The organism is Streptomyces sp. a15, from assembly GCF_059026085.1.
Window position 1 is genome coordinate 1 of record NZ_JBWLKM010000133.1, and the last position, 16,192, is coordinate 16,192.

The following is a 16,192-nucleotide window of genomic DNA, read 5'->3' on the forward strand; positions in this document are numbered from 1 at the left end:
CCTACGCCATCACCGACGCGATCAACAACCGCCCCCTTCCGGAAGAAGAGTCCAAGTAACTCCCCCGTTTGCACCCCATGTTGGTGTGCCCCACGCGACAGTCGGGTGGGTATGCGGACATGGGCTGCAAATAGGTTGGATGTGGCGGAGTCACTGCGAACTTCTGCCCATCAGAGAGAACGACTGGTTGCGGGGCCTCAGCGTCATTCAAGCGCGAGCTGTCCCGGTGCAGGCAGGCGGAACTCATCCGGGGGAAGGGCAACGCCTCCGCGGGGACGGCGATCCTTCCCCGTCGCCAACTGGCTTACATCGAGGATGGCCGCATCACACGCGTCCGGCCCACCTTCGATTTCGGCAAGCTCCTGAGGGCCGGCGGTGACCCGCGCCCCGCGCCGCGGATCCGCCCACCACAGACCCGCCCCCTGAGCGACCCGGGTCGACGGCGCCCACGTCCGGCCGCTACTCCCCCGCCCACCCAATCCCCCCACTACTGACCTGATGGAAAGTGAGACCCCCATGACCACCACCCTCCCCGTCCTCGTCGTCGGCGCGACCGGCTCCCTCGGGGGCAAGGTCGTCGACGAACTGCTCAAGCGCGGCAAGAACGTCCGCGCCCTGGTCCGGCCGACCACCGACGCCAGCAGGCTCGAAGACCGGGGTGTCGAGATCGCCCGCGGCGACATGCTCGACCTCGACTCGCTCGTCGCCGCCATGAACGGCGCCGATGCCGTCATCACCACCGCCGCCGGCTACACCCGCGGCGGCAAGAACGCGCACGACATCGACACCGTCGGCAACGCCAACCTCGCCGAGGCCGCCCACCGCACCGGCATCCGGCGGTTCGTCCTGACCAGCATCCTCACCAGCGACCAGACGCCCCACGTCCCGCACTTCTGGCACAAGAAGGTCGCCGAGGACAAGCTCGAACAGCTCGGCGTCCCGTTCGTAGCACTGCGCCCGGGGGCGTTCTTCGACCAGATCGCGACCATGGCGGGCGACCCGGTCGACAAGGGCCGCCTGATCTGGATGAGCAAGGCCACCGTCCCGCTGACCTTCGTCCACACCTCCGATCTCGCGGCGTACCTGGCGGCCGCCGTCGACACCGAGGCCAACAACGGCGAGCGCATCGACATCGGCTGGGACCGCCCGGTCAGCATGCGCGAGATGGCCGACCTGATGGGCAACCGGGCCGGAAAGAAAATCAAGGTGTGGGCCGTCCCCTCGACCGTCACCCGCGCCGCAGGAGCCGTCGTCGGCCGCTTCGTTCCGGTGGTCAAGGACATGGCCGCGATGTTCGGCTGGTTCGACAAGGGCCGCTACGTCGCCGACCCCCGTCGCCAGGAGCAGCTGTTCGGCCCCGTCCCCACGGCCGAAGACGTCGTCGCCCGGTTCACCGACGAGCTGGGCACGGCACGGCACCGGTGACGGGCCCGCATCCCGGTCCCGCTGCCCGGCGGGGGTCCCATCGATGTGTGGCGGAACCGCCATGACGGATTCAGCAGCCCCGGTATGTCCATGACGATGCGCGCCATCGTGCTGTCCGAGCCGGGCGGCGTGGACAAGCTCGTCGTGAACGACATCCCCTGCCCGCGGTGAAGCCGGGCTGGGCGCGGCTCCGGATGAAGGTGCTTGGGGTGAACAAGTCGGAGGTGACGACCGGCAAGGGGCTCGCCGACTCGGATGTGACCTTGCCGCGCATCCCGGGCATCGAGGGTGTCGGCGTGGTGGACGACACCCCGAAAGAGCCAGGTGATCCCCTTCAGTTCGGACCTGCCGTGGTCGACGCTGGGCGCGCTGCCGGAGATGTTCCAGACGGCCTCGGCTCCCTCACCACCGGCCTGGCATCTCAGGTCCGGGCAGACCCTGCTGATCCGGCGGGACGTCCACGGTCGGGTCGGCGCGGGCGCGATGGCAAAGGACATGCGCGCCGCCGTCATCGCCACGACCCGCAGCCCGGCTCGCGCCGACATGCTGCGGAGTCTTGGTGTCGATCACTCGGTGGTGGACGACGGCAAGATCGCCGACACGGTGCGGTCAGGTGACCGGACGGTCTGAACGCGGCGCTGGAGCTGGTCGGCTGCGGAGCCCCGCGGACACGCCGACCACGATCCACGTCCACGGCACCGCCTGTTGCACCGGCGTGCTGGACGACAAGGGAACGATCCGAGACTTCGGTGAGCAGTCCCTTCCACTCTCCGTACATCAACGACAACGGTCGTGTGCGAGCCAACGACGTCATGGATCGGGCAGCCGACTCAATGCTCGTCAGCCTGGTTCGCAAGGCCTCCACTCTGCGGATGCTGTGAACGCCCGCCGCGCGCCACGCCTGATCAGTCGTGTGACGGCGGGCGACGAGGCTTGCGTGTCGAGCCTATGAAGGCCCCGGCGAGTGCGGGTGGTCACGCGATTACGCGGTCACGCTGGAAGATTGTCCGAACCCGTCGGCACAGTGCGGTTGTCGAGCAGTTGAGCAAGTCCGTCCGGCACGAAGAAGTCGACTGCCGGCGTAGCTCCGGGTTGGGTGGAGTAGCGATCGGAGGTCGTGCTCTCCTTCCGCACGGAGGACCTCCTCGTCGATGAAGAAGTTCCCAGTGCAGTGCTGCGCCGGCTTGACCAGGACTGCGGCGTCGGCGTCGGCGTCGGCGACGATGGCGGGTTTTCGGCCGGCTGCCGGACCTGCGGCGGCGGCGACCACATTGCGCACAGCCGCGGTGTCGATCAACGTGAGCGGCCACAGCGAGTCGACTCCGATCCCGTTGTCTCGGAGTTCAACCGTCAGGCCGAGAGTGCACATACTCATCCCCATCTTGGACATCGTGTAAGCGAGGTGGGGCAGGCAGGTTTTTGACACCAGGTAAGTGCCACGCACGTTCACCTGGTGCATCAGGTCGAAACGCTTCATCTCAGTTGTCATCGGAACGAACATCACAGGCCAGCGGCAACACGTGGCCGCCAGCCGATTCGATCTCGTGTGCGGCCGTATAGATCGTGCCGGGTAGCCGCGGGTGGACTTCCGTCGTCTTTGCAGCTATGGCCACATTTGCCCCGTCACGGGCGGCGCGCTATGCGATCGCGAGACCGATGCCGCGGCTGCCACCTGTTATGAAAAGCGTCTTACCGGCCAAGGTCTTCATGTCATCTCCTTCAAGGCCGTCGTGCCGACCGGGCGAAACCCTCGGACAGCGCTAACCGGGCGCGGGGGGGGGCAGTGCGTCAACGAGGCCGCCGTACGGCTCTTTTCCTGGCGTGCCAGTGCAGACGTCACGATCGGCGAGCGCTGCCAAGGGGATCAGGTCCGCGCGCGGGACCCTCTACCGCAACGTCGACGGCGTAGTACTCGGCCGCCGGCGGCGCGGGCGGCCTCAATGGAGACTTGCTGTTCCTTCACGGAGGCGGGTGGCCGTGCCGGGAATCGCTGCCGGCACGGCCCGCCCCACGGTCATACTGAGACCGTGCTAGTCGACGGTCTCCTCACGCAGCGCGGGCAGGACTTCGCGCCCGAGCAATTCATAGGAGTTCATCGTCTGGTCCTTCGTCAAGGTCCCGAACGAGCCCCAGAACAGGAGGTTCGAGGACCCGATCTCGTGCGCCTGCTTGATCAGCTTGTCACGGACGGTGCTCGGTGACCCGACAATGAAGATCCCGAGATCGACGAGGGTCTGCCAGTCGACCGGACCGGATCCGGCGAAGGGACGGAAGAACGACTGGTAGAACTCGGCGTTGTACCCTTCAGGAACGGCTTTTTCGATGTCGTTCCAGATGAGGTCCTCCTTGAACAGCCCGAACAGATGGTTGAGGGCGGGCTCGGCGATGGCGCGGGCCTCCTCGTCGGTTTCCGCGACGAAGACGTTCCTGAGCACCATCACGGTTTCCGACCCCGCAGGGTTCCCCGCCTTTTGTGCCGCAGCACGATACCTGTCGTGTACGGCACGCAGGGCCGGGGTGGGCTGGAAAGCGGTGGAGATGCGGTAACCCTCCTGGGCACACCAGTCGACGGTATCCGGGCTGAGTGCGGTGATCCAGATCGGGGGCCGCTCCGACATGGGTTGCCGCGGTTGCGGCCACACCGACGTCTCCTCGAAGTTCGCGTACTTACCGGTATGCGTGAAGACCGGCTTCGAGAGCATCTCTTCGATCAGACGCAGACCTTCTTGGAAACGGGGTCGCGTTTCCTTCAGCGGGATGCCTTCGCGGAGGAACTCCCGTTCATCGACACCCCGGCCGAGGCCGATCTCGAGCCGCCCGTGGGTGAGATAGTCCAGCATCGCGAACTCTTCGGCCAGCCGGCGCGGGTTGTGCATCGGCACGATGTTCGCCATGACGCCGAGCTTCAGCCGCTGGGTGCGCTGAGCGATCGCGGCGACCAGGAGATTGGGTGACGGGGTCAAGGCGTAGGGGGTGTAGTGGTGCTCGCTGAAGAACACGCCCTCGAATCCGGCCCGCTCGGCCAGCTCCCACGAGTCGAGGTGCCAGTCGAAAAGCTCCTGGGTGGCCTCGGCGTCGAACTTCGTGGCGTCAGGGGCCCAGGGGTAGTTGAAGATGTCGAACAGCCAGGGGGTGATCATTTTTTGCCTCCGACGTCGTTGGCGGATTGCTGAGGTCAGGGGATTTCTACGGAAGTGGCGGTTCCGGCGGACATGTAGGTACCGATGCGGTTGCCATCGGCGATGGGAAGCATCAGCTCTGACGGGTGTTCGGCATCGTGCAGGATGCTGACCCAGGAGGGACTGCGCCTGAGCAGATGGCCCTGACCGACCACATCGACGAACCTTTCGGGATGTTCCAGGTCGGAGGAGCTGACCTGAAGCTGGATACGCTGGCCGGGAGTGAACACGTAGGCGGTCGGGGACAGCGAGATCTCGTAACGGTGCACCGCGTCAGGTGTCACGGGTTCGGGGCTGGTGTAGGGGTGCTCGGGAAGCCAGGGTTCGGATCGGGCCTCGTCCACCTCGCGCAGAGTTCCACGGAGCCAGCCACGGGTGAGAAGGTGGCGGCTGCCGTCGGCATCGACCACCCACAACGAGAGGAACAGCAGCAACTCGTCGTCGGTGGTGGCCGCGTACACCGTCGCGGTCGCCGGCCCGACCATTTCGGTGCGTTCGACCAGAGGGGGCGTGGTGAAGGTGACGGCGTCACGGCCGTTGTAAATGTTGTCCTCGTAGCCGGACGCTCCTTCGCGCGGCCAGTGCTCGTGTTCCGACAGCAGCCCTTCGCGGTGAAGGTAGAAGCTGTGCCACGCGGTCTTCGGCAGCGGCCACTCGTGGGCGTCGCGCCAGGAGCCCTTGCCGTCGTCGCCGGGCAGGAACAACTGCACGGGCGGCTCGTCGAGGTAACCGGTGTCGTTGCCCTTGAGCCAGTGGTCGAACCAGCGCAGTGACTGCTCCGCGTACTGGTAGACCGGACGGTCGAGGTAGATCGGCGGCCCGACGATCAACTTCTTGGGTGCGTCGATCTGCTTCCATGCCCGGAACTCGCCAGGCAGGTGCAATCCGTACATGCCCCAGCAGGCGCCCAGCACGATGGGCACCCGGATGGCCGTGAGGTCGGGGTTGCGTTCGTGCCAGTAGGGGCCGTCCACCGAGTTCATCAACACGTCGACGATCAACGGATGCGCATTCGTGTCCGGCGCGGCGAGCGCGGCCGCGAGCTCGGGCACCGCTGTGATGTCCGGGTCTGCGCGCAGCTCCTCCAACCGGCGAGCGTACTCCTCCTCGCCGAGCGCCTTCTGGCTCCATCCGTCGACCTCGACGTTGGCCAGCTGCTTGGTCCACGACGTGACGAAGTTCCGGGCGAGGATGCCCCCGTGGTAGAACTTGTCACGATAGAAATCGGTGTACCCGAACGGCGCGAACACGGCCTTGAGCGGTTCCGGATTGCGGGCCGCGACCTGCTTCGCCGCTACGGCGAAGTAGGACACGCCGAACATCCCGACACCGCCCGTGCACCACGGCTGGGCCGCCATCCACTCGATGACGGCGACGATGTCGTCGACATCGCGTGGTCCGTAGTGGGAGTAGCGGCCGCCCGAAGCGCCGGTCCCGCGCGCGTTGACGATCACATGGACGTATCCGCGCCGTGCGTAGAAGTAAGGGTCGCCGGCCTCGGCCTGAGCGTTCGCCAGCCTCATCGCGCGAGGGTGCGAGTGCGCGGTCTGCATGGCAGCGTCGTAGGCGTGCACCCCGAGCAGGGCAGGGAACTGGCCGTCGGAGTCCGGCCGGAACACCTGCGCGTCGAGTTCGACGCCGTCGTCCATCACGATGCGCACATGGCGCTCGACCCGAACGTCGTACTGTCGTGGCGACGTTCGCCAGTTGACGCCGAACATCTCTACAGCTCCCCGAGGGCGTCAAGCGCGGCGCTGGCCACGGCCGCATCCTGAGCGCTGGCGCCGCCGCTCACCCCGATCGCACCGATGACGCGACCGCCGCCGGTGATGGGAAGACCGCCGGCGACCGAGCTGAACCTGGGCACCGTCGGCATGCACGCCAGCGCCGCCGGGTCCGAACTGACGAAGGCGTGCACCTGTTCGGTGGGAGCACCGGCATTGGCGGCCGTCCAGGCTTTGTCGGATGCCACCTTCAAGGGCAGCAGGCCGGCGCCGTCCGTGCGCGCGATCGCGATCGGCTCACCGGCGACATCGCTGACGACGATGGCCGCCGGCATACCGGCCTCGCGTGCGCTCCCGACAGCGGCCTCGAGCAGTCGTCGAGCCGTCTCGTAGCTCACCGTCGACCGCTCGTAGGTGGTCGGTTCCGAATCACTCATCTCGTTCCTTCCTCGCTGTGACAGGCTTGGTGCAGCGCGGCACGCAGCAGGCGTGGGTCGTGGAGCGGATCCATCAGCGCCATCATCGACAGCGCTGTGGCAGCCAGGTGTCGGGCCAACTCCGCACCGGCGGCAACGGCTTCCCCTCGGGACACCGCTTGCAGGATTCTGGTGTCGTGCCCTAGGACCACGTCCCAGGCGCTCGGTGACTGAGTCATGTAGACGCGGCGATACCGGCTCGCGTGATCGGACAACTGATTGATCTGCCGCAGCAACCGGCCATTTGTGTCCGAGTAGAGGACCGAGTGAAACCGGTCGTGCGGAGCCTTGAACCGGTCGTAGTCGCGCTGCTCGGCGCTTTGCCGCATCTCCTCGAGCGCCGTGGCCATCTCATCCAGTTCCCTCGCCGTCAGAGACGGGACACGCACGGTCAGCGCCAGCGGCTCCAGCACCAGCCGTGAGGCGTAAAGCTCCTCCAGGTCCTCCATTGAGAAGTCGGCAACCTGGACGCGGCGGTTGTGCCGCGAGACCACGAGCCCTTCTCGCTCCAACAGCCGACACGCCTCGCGGATCGGGGAGCGGGACACCCCCAGGTCCCGGGACAGATCAGCCTGGGACACGACCGATCCTGGCGGGAGCTCACCGTGCAGGATCCGGTTGCGCAGCAGGTCGTGAACCGCGTCGAGGGTGACAGTTCCCTGACCCGCCTCACTCCCGGGCTCTGCCGCTGTCAGCGAATCTGGTGATCGTTCGACCATCGTCATAGCCCCTGCGTGTACTCGGTCCGTGTGCCGACGTTCAGCATTCTGTCGACAGATTCACCTAGCGTCAAGGTGATTCGGCACGAAGTTGGCCTTGTGAACGCGTGGTTATGGGTCCATTCTGTAGACAGAATCGACCAGTACTCAAGGAGGCGTCATGGTCGAACCGGATCTGTTTCGTGCTGCCATGTCTCAGGTTGCGACCCCGGTCGTCGTCGTGACAGCGCTCTCGGAGGAGCGGCCGCACGGCACTACCGTCGGCGCGTTCACTTCCCTGTCGCTTGATCCACCGATGATCTCCGTCGCCCTGGACCGGCAGTCGGAGCTGCTGGCCAAACTGCGGGGCTCCGAGCGCTTCGGTGTCAACGTGCTGGCCAGTGACCAGAAGGTGCTCGCGGCCAACTTCAGTAAGAAGAGTCCCGACAAGTTCGCGTCTGTGGATTGGCGTCCCGATGCGGGACTGCCGCGGCTGCCCGGCATTGCCGTCTGGTTGGCGTGCCGGACAAGTGGACTTCTCGACGGTGGCGACCACGTGGTCGTGCTGGGAACCGTCGAACACGCCGAGATAGACCAGCGCTCACCGCTGGTCTACCACGACCACGTCTTCTCGACGGTCGGGGCCATCGCGGATGACGTTGTCGCCGGCCGCGCTCGCAGGGTGGCCGAAGCCTGATCACGACACAGAGGCATGATGGGGCGCTGCAGTCGGCTCCTCCTGCCGGCATGGGCCACAGGGCTCGGCACGCCACGCTGCGGTAGCGGCCGCACGTCCCATCGTGGTCGTCGACGACGGCAACGTGACCGGCAGTGCGAGCCTTGCGACACTGCGGCTTGTCGCGTTCACAGTCCGGCGCACCTCCAGCTACGGCCGGCCTGAGCTGTCGAAACCCCAAGTAGGCACTCATCGGGTCACGGTCGCCACGAAGCATGAACTTCCGCTCGTCTCGATCGCCGACCTGATCACCTACCGGCGCGGCCACGAGCCGCAGATCTGGCGTACCACGGTTACCCCGATACCCACCGTGCACGGGATGGTGCGGGCCATCGGCTACGAGAGCGTCCATACCGGATCCGCGCACATGTGCGTGGTCTTGCGAGAACTGGCCGACCGACATGACGCCACGGCGTTGTTACACGCCGAACGAAACACCGGCCTGATCCGAGCAGTCCGGCACCGGACTCGCCGCGCTTGCAGGGCCCCGACTTGGCGAACGTGCCGACCATCAACCAGCCACTCGCCGCGGTGTCGATCAGCGAAATCCCCGTGCGCACGACCGGTGAGAACTACATCCTCTGAGCCCCTGCTGTCGACCCATGAGTTGTTCGGGCAGGAAAATATGCGCACCCGCACGTGTGCCCCCGGCCAGATCCACCTGGCCGGGGGCACACGTGCGGGCCTGACGGCCGAAGGTCAGTCGAGGGTCGGGTAGTCGGTGTAACCGGTGTGGTCACCGCCATAGAAGGCGGCGGGGTCCGGGGCGTTGAAGGGACCGCCGGCGGCCAGCCGCTTGGGCAGGTCGGGGTTGGCCAGGAACAGGGCACCGAAGGAGATCAGGTCGGCGGTGCCGTCCTCGATCAGCTCCAGCGCTTCCGGCCCTGTCGGCTGCGGCGCGGTGAAGGGGTTGAGGATGTAGGTGCCCGGGAACTGCTTGCGCAGACGGATGGTCAGGTCGCGGCTCTCGGGGGCCTCCATCTGGTGCAGGTAGACCAGGCCGAGCGGGGCGAGCGCGTCGACCAGCGCGGTGTAGGTCGCCTCCACGTCGGCCCGGTCGGACTCGTCGATGTCGTTGAAGGGGTTTCCGGGGGAGATGCGGAAGCCGACCTTGTCCGCGCCGATGGCCTCGGCGACGGCCTTGGCGCTCTCGACGGCGAAGCGGATGCGGGCCTGCGGCGAACCGCCCCAGCCGTCGGTGCGCTGGTTGGAACTCGGGGCGAGGAACTGGTGGATGAGGTAGCCGTTGGCGCCGTGCACCTCCACGCCGTCGAAGCCGGCCTCGATCGCGTTGCGCGCGGCTGCGGCGTAGTCGGCGATCGTCTCGAGAATCTCGGCCTCGGTGAGTTCCTTCGGCTCCACGAAGTCCTGCGGGCCGGTCTGCGTGTAGACCTGCCCCTTGGCCGTGACGGCGGACGGGCCGACCGGCTGAAGGCCCATGAGGCTCGGGTGACCGACCCGGCCGGTGTGCATCAGCTGCAGGTAGATCACACCGCCCTCGGCGTGCACGGCGTCAGTCACCTTGCGCCAGGCCGCGACCTGCTCGGCCGAGTGAATGCCCGGCGTGGCGGGGTAGCCCTGGCCGACCACCGACGGCTGGGTGCCCTCCGTGATGATCAGACCGGCACTCGCCCGCTGCGCGTAGTAGGTGGCCGTCAGGTCGGTCACGCACTGCCCGTCATCGTATGCGCGACTGCGGGTCATCGGAGCCATCGCGATGCGATTGGCCAGCTGCTTGCCGCTGAGGTCGTAGGGCTGAAAGGCCGTTGACACGAATCAATTTCCTTGTCTCACAGGCGGGCCGCCGTTTCCCGCGGCCCATGACGTACCAGCGCCGATCGCGCGGTTAACTGTCTGAACAAGTAAATCGCATGGAGCCATCCCCCCGCACCCGTGATCCACGTCACATCGACAATCCTCACGCAGCAGCACAGGGGAAAACGCCGCCCTTGTCACAGCCGTTGAGACCCAGCAAAGCGGTAGCGTCTACTTGTTCAAGCAAGTTCCGACCGCCCAGCGAGGAAGAAATGACCCAGCCGGAGAGAGCGGACGTAAGTCGCTCGACCGCAGCCCGGACGACGCCGCCGGCGGACGGCCCCTCGCCGCTGCCGCCTTCCGTCGCGGCCGGTCCACTCAGCCACGCGATCTTCCGCGCGGCCCGCGTGCACCGCATGCTCGCCGGGCAGCTACTGCGTCGCGTCGGCCTCCACCCCGGCCAGGAACTGGTCATGATGCAGCTGTGGGACCGCGGCCCCCAGCGCCAGACCGACCTCGTCCGACTGCTCGGCTCCGACGCCGCCACCATGACCCGCACCATTCAACGCCTGGAGAACGCGGGCTTCGTACGCCGCCACCCCTCCCCCAGCGACAAGCGGGCCACCATCGTCGAACCCACGGCCGCCAGCAACGCCCTGCGGCAAGAAGTGGAGCGTGCATGGCTCGATCTCGAGGCCGGCGTCGTCAACGACCTGACCCCCGAGGAGCAGGCCGAGGCTCTCGACGTCCTGGGCCGGATCGAGGACAGCCTCACGCGGGCCGCAGCGCAACTCCACTGAGGGACCGCGCGACGGATCCGAAGCCGTCATGCGGATCGAGGCTCAGCCCGCTCCTCGATCCGGGACCTCGGGCACTGCCGGGACAGAAAGGACCGGAGTGGATGGTCGGACAAGAGTGCTGCGGCCCAGGCCGTCGCGCAAACGATGCCATCGGGACTTCACAGCGCCGGAGCGCCCGTCCGATTCCACACCACCGTGACCGCCAACAGCACGGACTATCCCTGCGAGTCATAAGAGCCGGGTTACCGGCCCTGCCGCCGCGGCCGAAGGCCGGTGCAGCCGATCAGGCGGGATCCTCGTCCAGCTTCGCCACCACTCGGTCGGAGATGTCGGCCAGCGTCCGCAGCTCCGCCGGGGTGACATGGTCCAGGAACAGCTCCCGCACCGCCCCCACATGCAGCGGAGCCGCCGTCTCGATCGCCGCCCGCCCGGCGTCCGTGATCACCACGAACGCTCCCCGCGCGTCATCGGGGCACTCCTCGCGGACCACGAGGCCTCGTCCGGCCATCCGCGCGATGTGGTGGGACATCCGGCTCTTCTCCCACTCGAGCGCGCGGGCCAGATCCTGGTAGCGCTGCCGGCCGTCCGGCACGTCGGTGAGATTGACCAGCACGCCGAAATCCGCAGCCGAGAGTTTCGACTGAGTCTGCAACATGCGTGACAGACGGCCCCCCAGCCGCTCATGCAACCGAACAAAACTCCGCCAGGCGTGCTGCTCCTCCGCCGTCAACCACCGCACTTCTTCATCCATACAAGCGAGTGTAAAGGAGTTGACGGGTCACCCAGCGAAGCGAAGGACGCCCCATCAAGACCCCAACCCCGCGCACGGCGTGCGAGGCTCCGCGTCAGGACGCGTATCGCGGTGTCCACTGCGCCGCCGAGATTGCGTCGCGCAGCTCGGCATCCGTGGCCTCGGGGGCAACGCCGTCCTCGACCGCGGCCTTGGCCAGGGCCAGCGCGATGTCGCGGGCCGCGTCCCGCATGTCCGCCAGCGGTGGCAGCAGCGGGGTGGCCCCGTCCGCGCCCGGTCGGTTACCCGGGTGGCCCGGCAGGCGGCCGCGGCCAGCCCGACGGCCGGGAAGACGTAGACGTTGTTGGCCTGCGCCACCGGCACCTCGCGCCCGTCCAGCTTCAGCGGCGGGAAAGGGGAACCGGCGGCGATCAGCGCCCTGCCCTCGGTCCAGCGGGCGAGGTCGGCGGAGTCCGCCTCGGCGTGCGAGGTCGGATTGGACAGCGGCAGGATCACCGGCCGGTCGCAGGCGGCGGCCATCGTCCGCACGATCTCCTCGGTGAACGCGCCGTACGCCGTGGACAGTCCGATCAGCACCGTCGGCTTCACCTCGTCGACGACCCGCGCCAGGTCGAGCGCACCGGCGTCCCAGTCCCGTACGTCCGTGTCGTCGCGCGCGTAGACGCGCTGCTCGGGCGTGAGATCGGTTCGGGAGCGCACGAGCAGGCCGTCGATGTCGACGAACCAGAAGCGGTCGGCCGCCTGTTGCTCGGAGAGCCCTTCGTCGACGAGTGCGGTGCGGATCATGTCGGCGACGCCGATCGCCGCGGATTCCGCGCCGAGGACCACGATGCGCTGGTCGGGCAATCGTGCTCCGGTGACCTTCGTGGCTGTGCTCAGCGCGCCGAGCGCCACGGCCGCGGTGCCCTGGATGTCGTCGTTGAAGGTCAGCAGCCGGTCCTGGTAGCGGCCGAGGATCGGACGGGCGTGCGCGGGGCGAAGTCCTCCCACTGAAGGAGGGTCCCGGGGAGTTCGGCCTCCACGGCGGAGACGAACGCCTCGATCATTTCGTCGCACGCGTCGCCGGTGACGCGGTGGCGTCTGCGGCCGAGGTAGTGGTCGCCGGCCAGCAATTCCTCGTTGTCGGTGCCGGCATCGAGCAGGATCGGCAGGGTGCGCGCCGGGTGGATGCCGCCGATGGCGGTGTATCGGCTGAGTTTGCCGATCGGGATGCCCATGCCGCCGACGCCCTGGTCGCCCAGGCCCAGGATGCGCTGGCCGTCGGTGACGACGATGACGTCGACCTCGCGGTGGGGCCGGTTGCACAGGGTCTCCCGGAAGCGATGCCGGTCCTCGTAGGTCAGAAACAGACCGCGCGGCCTGCGGTAGATCTCGCTGAAGCGCCGGCATGCCTCGCCGACCGTCGGGGTTTAGACGATCGGCAGCATCTCCTGAAGGTGCCTGGTGAGCAGGTGGTGGAAGAGAACTTCGTTGGTGTCCTGCAGCTGCCGCAGCTAGATGTGCCGGTTGAGCGGCTTGTCGTACGCGAGGAACGCCTCGTACGCACGGTCCGCCTGCTCCTCAAGAGTCTCCGTCGCGGGCGGCAGCAGCCCGTCCAGGCCAAGTTCGGCGCGCTCTCGCGGACTGAAGGCGGTGCCCTTGTTGAGCAGCGGGTCGGCGAGCAGGGCCGCCCCGTGGGCAGGGCCCGGGCCGGTCGAAGTCATGACGGTTCCTCACAGGTCCACGGTGGACGGGCTTCAGGGGCGGGGGATGTTGCGCAGGTTGGCGCGCGCCAGGTCCAGCATCTTGCCGACGCCTCCGTCGAGCACGGTCCGGCCCGCCGCGAAGGCGAACCCCTTCACCTGGCCGACCGAGATGTGAGGCGGGATCGACAGCGCGTTCGGGTCGGTCACCAGGTCGACCAGGAACGGCCCGTCATGGGCAAGGGCCTGCTTGAGGCCGGCGACGACATCCTCGGGCCGTTCGATGCGGATCGACTCGATGCCCGCGCCGCGGGCGATCGCCGCGAAGTCCACCGCCTCATGGTCGGTCTCGAAGTCGGGCAGTCCGTCGACCAACATCTCCAGCTTGACCATCCCGAGGGAGGAGTTGTTGAACACGATCGTCTTCACCGGCAGGTCGTGCAGCTTGGCAGTGAGCAGTTCGCCCATCAGCATGCCGAGTCCGCCGTCGCCCGACATCGAGATCACCTGGCGGCCGCGGTCGGCGAACTGCGCGCCGATGGCGTGCGGCAGCGCGTTGGCCATGGTGCCGTGCAGGAACGAACCGATCACCCGGCGCCGCCCGTTGGGGGTCAGATAGCGCGCCGCCCAGACGTTGGACATGCCGGTGTCGACGGTGAACACGGCGTCGTCGGCGGCGAGTTCGTCCAGGACGGAGGCCGCGTACTCGGGGTGGATCGGGATGTGCCGCTCGACCTTGCGGGTGTAGGCGGCGACCACCGTCTCCAGGGACTTGGCGTGCTTGCGCAGGCTGCCGTCCAGATAAGAACGGCCCCGCTTCGCCTCAAGCAGCGGCAGCACCGCGCGCAGCGTCTCCCGTACGTCGCCGTGGACACCGAGTTCCAGCACCGTACGGCAGGACCGCTACATGGCCGGCTACGGCGCCGAGTACCAGCGGCCGAGGCGCCCCGCGGCGTGGTCGATCTGTACGGTCCGCGCCTGCGGCAGGAAGTCGTTGTACGGGAAGTCGGTGCCCAGCAGGACGACCAGGTCGGCCTCATGCATCGCGTCGAAGCACGCCCCGTAGCCCAGTAGTCCGCTCATGCCGACGTCGTAGGGGTTGTCGAACTGGATCCACTCCTTGCCGCGCAGCGTGTGCCCGACCGGGGCGGCGGCCTTCTCGGCGAGCGCCATGACCTCGGCGTGCGCGTCCCGAACCCCGGCGCCGGCGAACAGCATCACTTTCCGTGCCGCGTTCAGCTTCTCCGCCAGCGCCCGTACCTGGGTGTCCGGCGGGACCACGCGGCCGCGCTCGGTGACCAGGTCGCTGGTCCCGGTCGGGTGGGTCGCCTGGGCGTGCGTGACGTCGCCCGGGACGATGAGCACCGACATCGCGCTGTGGCCGAGTGCGCGCTGCAGGGCGATCCGCAGCACGCGGGGCATCTGCTCGGGGGTGCTGATCATCTCGCAGTAGTCGCTGCAGTCGGTGAACACCCGCTCGGGGTGCGTCTCCTGGAAGAAGCCGGTGCCGATCTGGTGCGAGGAGATGTGCGAGGCGATCGCAGTACGGGCGCACCGGAGCGGTGTGCGTCGTACAGACCCTGGATCAGGTGGGTGTTGCCGGGGCCGCAGCTTCCGGCGCACACCGCGAGCTTGCCGGTCAGCTGTGCCTCCGCCGCCGCGGCGAAGGCGGCGGCCTCCTCGTTGCGTACGTGCACCCACTCGATGCCCTCGGTGTGCCGCACCGCGTCTACCACGGGGTTCAGGCTGTCGCCCACCACTCCGTAGATCCGCTCCACGCCCGCCTGGCGCAGGATGTCCACCATCTGCTGGGCTACGGTCGCGATTCGCATCGCCGGACTTCTCCTCGTGGGCTGCCCGCCCGTGTTGCGCGGCTCGTGACCGCTCCGAAATTTAGTTGACGCATCCAGCATGAGCTTACTTAGTTGACGCGTCTTTCGTCGTTCAGTCCTCGGATGCGGTCCACGTCACGCGACCGGCCTGGTCGCCGCGCCTGTCGCGACTCGCAGTGAGGAAGATGCCGAATTCGGGCCTATTACGATGAGCGCTCCGGCGCTGGAGAAGATGTCCACCGGCGCGCCCGCGTCGGCCGCGGTCTTGATCAGCCGCTTCTCGATGCCGCGGTGTGCGCCGCGGCCCCGGGACATGATCGCGACCAGGCAGGCGTAGGCCATCACGTCCACGGCCGCGTCCACCACGCGCTCCCCTCGATCGCCGCGCAGTCGGAGTCCGTGTTCATCACGGCGAGTTCTTCGGCGCTGACGGTCTTCATCCGCATCCGGCCAGAGCGGAACACGAACACAGCAGGATCTGAGGAACGTACTGGAGCGGAGCAACCGCTTGCGCAGGTGGGCCAGAGGCGCGTCACGGCTGCGTCGGCAGGATGATCGTCGGCAAGGACGTGATGAAGGCTTTCGAGGAAGCCGCCCGCCGAACAGGAAGAGGCCCGGCAAAGGAACAAGGGGCCAGCGGGCGGAACAGAACGGGCGGGACGGCGGAAACGTCCCCGACCCCGCTGCGACCTAACGTCCCCGGCGGTTTCACCTTCGACGATTTCGCTGTCGACACCACAACCGCCGTCGTGACCTGCCCGGCCGGACACGCCGTCCCCGGCTCGTCCACCACGGCAACCGGCGCCTGCGCTACCGCGGCACCATCAAGAACGCCACCTGGCTCCACACCCGAGCCGCCGCCCTCAACCTCCCGGCTGATCAGCCTCGGGCTCGCGTACATCAGGGGCATCTGGCCCATCGCGCCAGCCGGTGCATGACCGGAGGGGCTGTCCGGCCTGACGGACAGCCCCTCACCAGGATCTTCATCGACCTTCTAGCGGTCAAGCCAGCGCTGCAGCGCCTCGAGCGCGTTGCTCGGATGCGTGTTGAAGCTCAACCGGATGCCCGGCTGGAGGTCGATGAGCACGTTGACGATCCGCTCGAACAGGACGGTGTTCTCCGGGACATTCCGAA

At 67.6% G+C, this 16,192-nt stretch carries 13 protein-coding genes and 3 pseudogenes; 5 read left to right on the forward strand and 11 right to left on the reverse strand.

Features of this window, described 5'->3' with window-relative positions:
- The first annotated feature begins 516 nt into the window (after positions 1–516).
- The 3 genes and pseudogenes from AC5P09_RS48765 (at position 517) to AC5P09_RS48775 (ending at position 2,055) form a co-directional block, all read left to right on the forward strand.
- Positions 517–1,425, forward strand: coding sequence for an SDR family oxidoreductase (locus tag AC5P09_RS48765; RefSeq protein ID WP_493880114.1), 909 nt, complete (start codon positions 517–519; stop codon positions 1,423–1,425).
- Positions 1,426–1,619: 194 nt separating this feature from the next.
- Positions 1,620–1,721 (forward strand): annotated as a pseudogene (locus AC5P09_RS48770) (NADPH:quinone reductase); the annotation flags it as partial.
- Positions 1,722–1,749: 28 nt separating this feature from the next.
- Entirely contained in the window at positions 1,750–2,055 is a 306-nt protein-coding gene (locus AC5P09_RS48775) for a hypothetical protein (RefSeq protein WP_493880126.1), read from the forward strand.
- A gap of 352 nt (positions 2,056–2,407) precedes the next feature.
- On the opposite strand, the gene AC5P09_RS48780 is transcribed toward AC5P09_RS48775, so the two are convergent.
- From AC5P09_RS48780 to AC5P09_RS48800, 5 genes are all read right to left on the reverse strand, one after another.
- Positions 2,408–2,914 (reverse strand): Rossmann-fold NAD(P)-binding domain-containing protein, encoded by a 507-nt coding sequence (locus AC5P09_RS48780; protein WP_493880115.1) that lies wholly within the window; start codon positions 2,912–2,914, stop codon positions 2,408–2,410.
- 541 nt (positions 2,915–3,455) lie between these two features.
- Entirely contained in the window at positions 3,456–4,565 is a 1,110-nt protein-coding gene (locus AC5P09_RS48785; protein ID WP_493880116.1) for an LLM class flavin-dependent oxidoreductase, read from the reverse strand.
- 35 nt (positions 4,566–4,600) lie between these two features.
- The gene (locus AC5P09_RS48790; protein ID WP_493880117.1) at positions 4,601–6,325 is read right to left on the reverse strand and encodes a CocE/NonD family hydrolase; all 1,725 of its coding nucleotides are present in this window, start codon (positions 6,323–6,325) and stop codon (positions 4,601–4,603) included.
- A gap of 2 nt (positions 6,326–6,327) precedes the next feature.
- On the reverse strand, positions 6,328–6,726 hold the full coding sequence (locus AC5P09_RS48795) for a GlcG/HbpS family heme-binding protein (protein ID WP_493880118.1): 399 nt from the start codon (positions 6,724–6,726) through the stop codon (positions 6,328–6,330).
- 35 nt (positions 6,727–6,761) lie between these two features.
- A complete protein-coding gene (locus AC5P09_RS48800) occupies positions 6,762–7,529 on the reverse strand; it encodes a GntR family transcriptional regulator (protein WP_493880119.1) in 768 nt (255 codons plus the stop codon).
- Positions 7,530–7,683: 154 nt separating this feature from the next.
- Between AC5P09_RS48800 and AC5P09_RS48805 the strand changes: the two genes are divergently transcribed.
- Positions 7,684–8,199 (forward strand): flavin reductase family protein, encoded by a 516-nt coding sequence (locus AC5P09_RS48805; protein WP_493880120.1) that lies wholly within the window; start codon positions 7,684–7,686, stop codon positions 8,197–8,199.
- Positions 8,200–8,937: 738 nt separating this feature from the next.
- Here AC5P09_RS48805 and AC5P09_RS48810 read toward each other — a convergent pair.
- Entirely contained in the window at positions 8,938–10,011 is a 1,074-nt protein-coding gene (locus tag AC5P09_RS48810; RefSeq protein WP_493880121.1) for an alkene reductase, read from the reverse strand.
- A 254-nt stretch (positions 10,012–10,265) separates the two neighbouring features.
- On the opposite strand from AC5P09_RS48810, the gene AC5P09_RS48815 reads away from it, so the two are divergent.
- A complete protein-coding gene (locus AC5P09_RS48815; RefSeq protein ID WP_493880122.1) occupies positions 10,266–10,793 on the forward strand; it encodes a MarR family winged helix-turn-helix transcriptional regulator in 528 nt (175 codons plus the stop codon).
- A 283-nt stretch (positions 10,794–11,076) separates the two neighbouring features.
- Here AC5P09_RS48815 and AC5P09_RS48820 read toward each other — a convergent pair whose 3' ends face one another.
- From AC5P09_RS48820 to AC5P09_RS48840, 5 genes and pseudogenes are all read right to left on the reverse strand, one after another.
- Positions 11,077–11,544 (reverse strand): MarR family winged helix-turn-helix transcriptional regulator, encoded by a 468-nt coding sequence (locus AC5P09_RS48820; RefSeq protein ID WP_493880123.1) that lies wholly within the window; start codon positions 11,542–11,544, stop codon positions 11,077–11,079.
- A 94-nt stretch (positions 11,545–11,638) separates the two neighbouring features.
- Positions 11,639–13,247, reverse strand: a pseudogene (locus AC5P09_RS48825) (NAD-dependent malic enzyme).
- A 33-nt stretch (positions 13,248–13,280) separates the two neighbouring features.
- Positions 13,281–15,058, reverse strand: a pseudogene (locus AC5P09_RS48830) (pyruvate dehydrogenase).
- A 135-nt stretch (positions 15,059–15,193) separates the two neighbouring features.
- A complete protein-coding gene (locus AC5P09_RS48835) occupies positions 15,194–15,421 on the reverse strand; it encodes a hypothetical protein (RefSeq protein ID WP_493880124.1) in 228 nt (75 codons plus the stop codon).
- Entirely contained in the window at positions 15,400–15,522 is a 123-nt protein-coding gene (locus tag AC5P09_RS48840) for a hypothetical protein (RefSeq protein WP_493880125.1), read from the reverse strand. The genes AC5P09_RS48835 and AC5P09_RS48840 overlap by 22 nt, the downstream gene beginning before the upstream one ends.
- Between the last annotated feature and the right edge of the window lie 670 nt (positions 15,523–16,192).

Coding starts and splice junctions, on each gene's coding strand:
- AC5P09_RS48765 (WP_493880114.1), top strand. CDS start 517: ATGACCACCACCCTCCCCGTCCTCGTCGTCGGCGCGACCGGCTCCCTC.
- AC5P09_RS48780 (WP_493880115.1), bottom strand. CDS start 2,914: ATGACAACTGAGATGAAGCGTTTCGACCTGATGCACCAGGTGAACGTG.
- AC5P09_RS48785 (WP_493880116.1), bottom strand. CDS start 4,565: ATGATCACCCCCTGGCTGTTCGACATCTTCAACTACCCCTGGGCCCCT.
- AC5P09_RS48790 (WP_493880117.1), bottom strand. CDS start 6,325: ATGTTCGGCGTCAACTGGCGAACGTCGCCACGACAGTACGACGTTCGG.
- AC5P09_RS48800 (WP_493880119.1), bottom strand. CDS start 7,529: ATGACGATGGTCGAACGATCACCAGATTCGCTGACAGCGGCAGAGCCC.
- AC5P09_RS48805 (WP_493880120.1), top strand. CDS start 7,684: ATGGTCGAACCGGATCTGTTTCGTGCTGCCATGTCTCAGGTTGCGACC.
- AC5P09_RS48815 (WP_493880122.1), top strand. CDS start 10,266: ATGACCCAGCCGGAGAGAGCGGACGTAAGTCGCTCGACCGCAGCCCGG.
- AC5P09_RS48820 (WP_493880123.1), bottom strand. CDS start 11,544: ATGGATGAAGAAGTGCGGTGGTTGACGGCGGAGGAGCAGCACGCCTGG.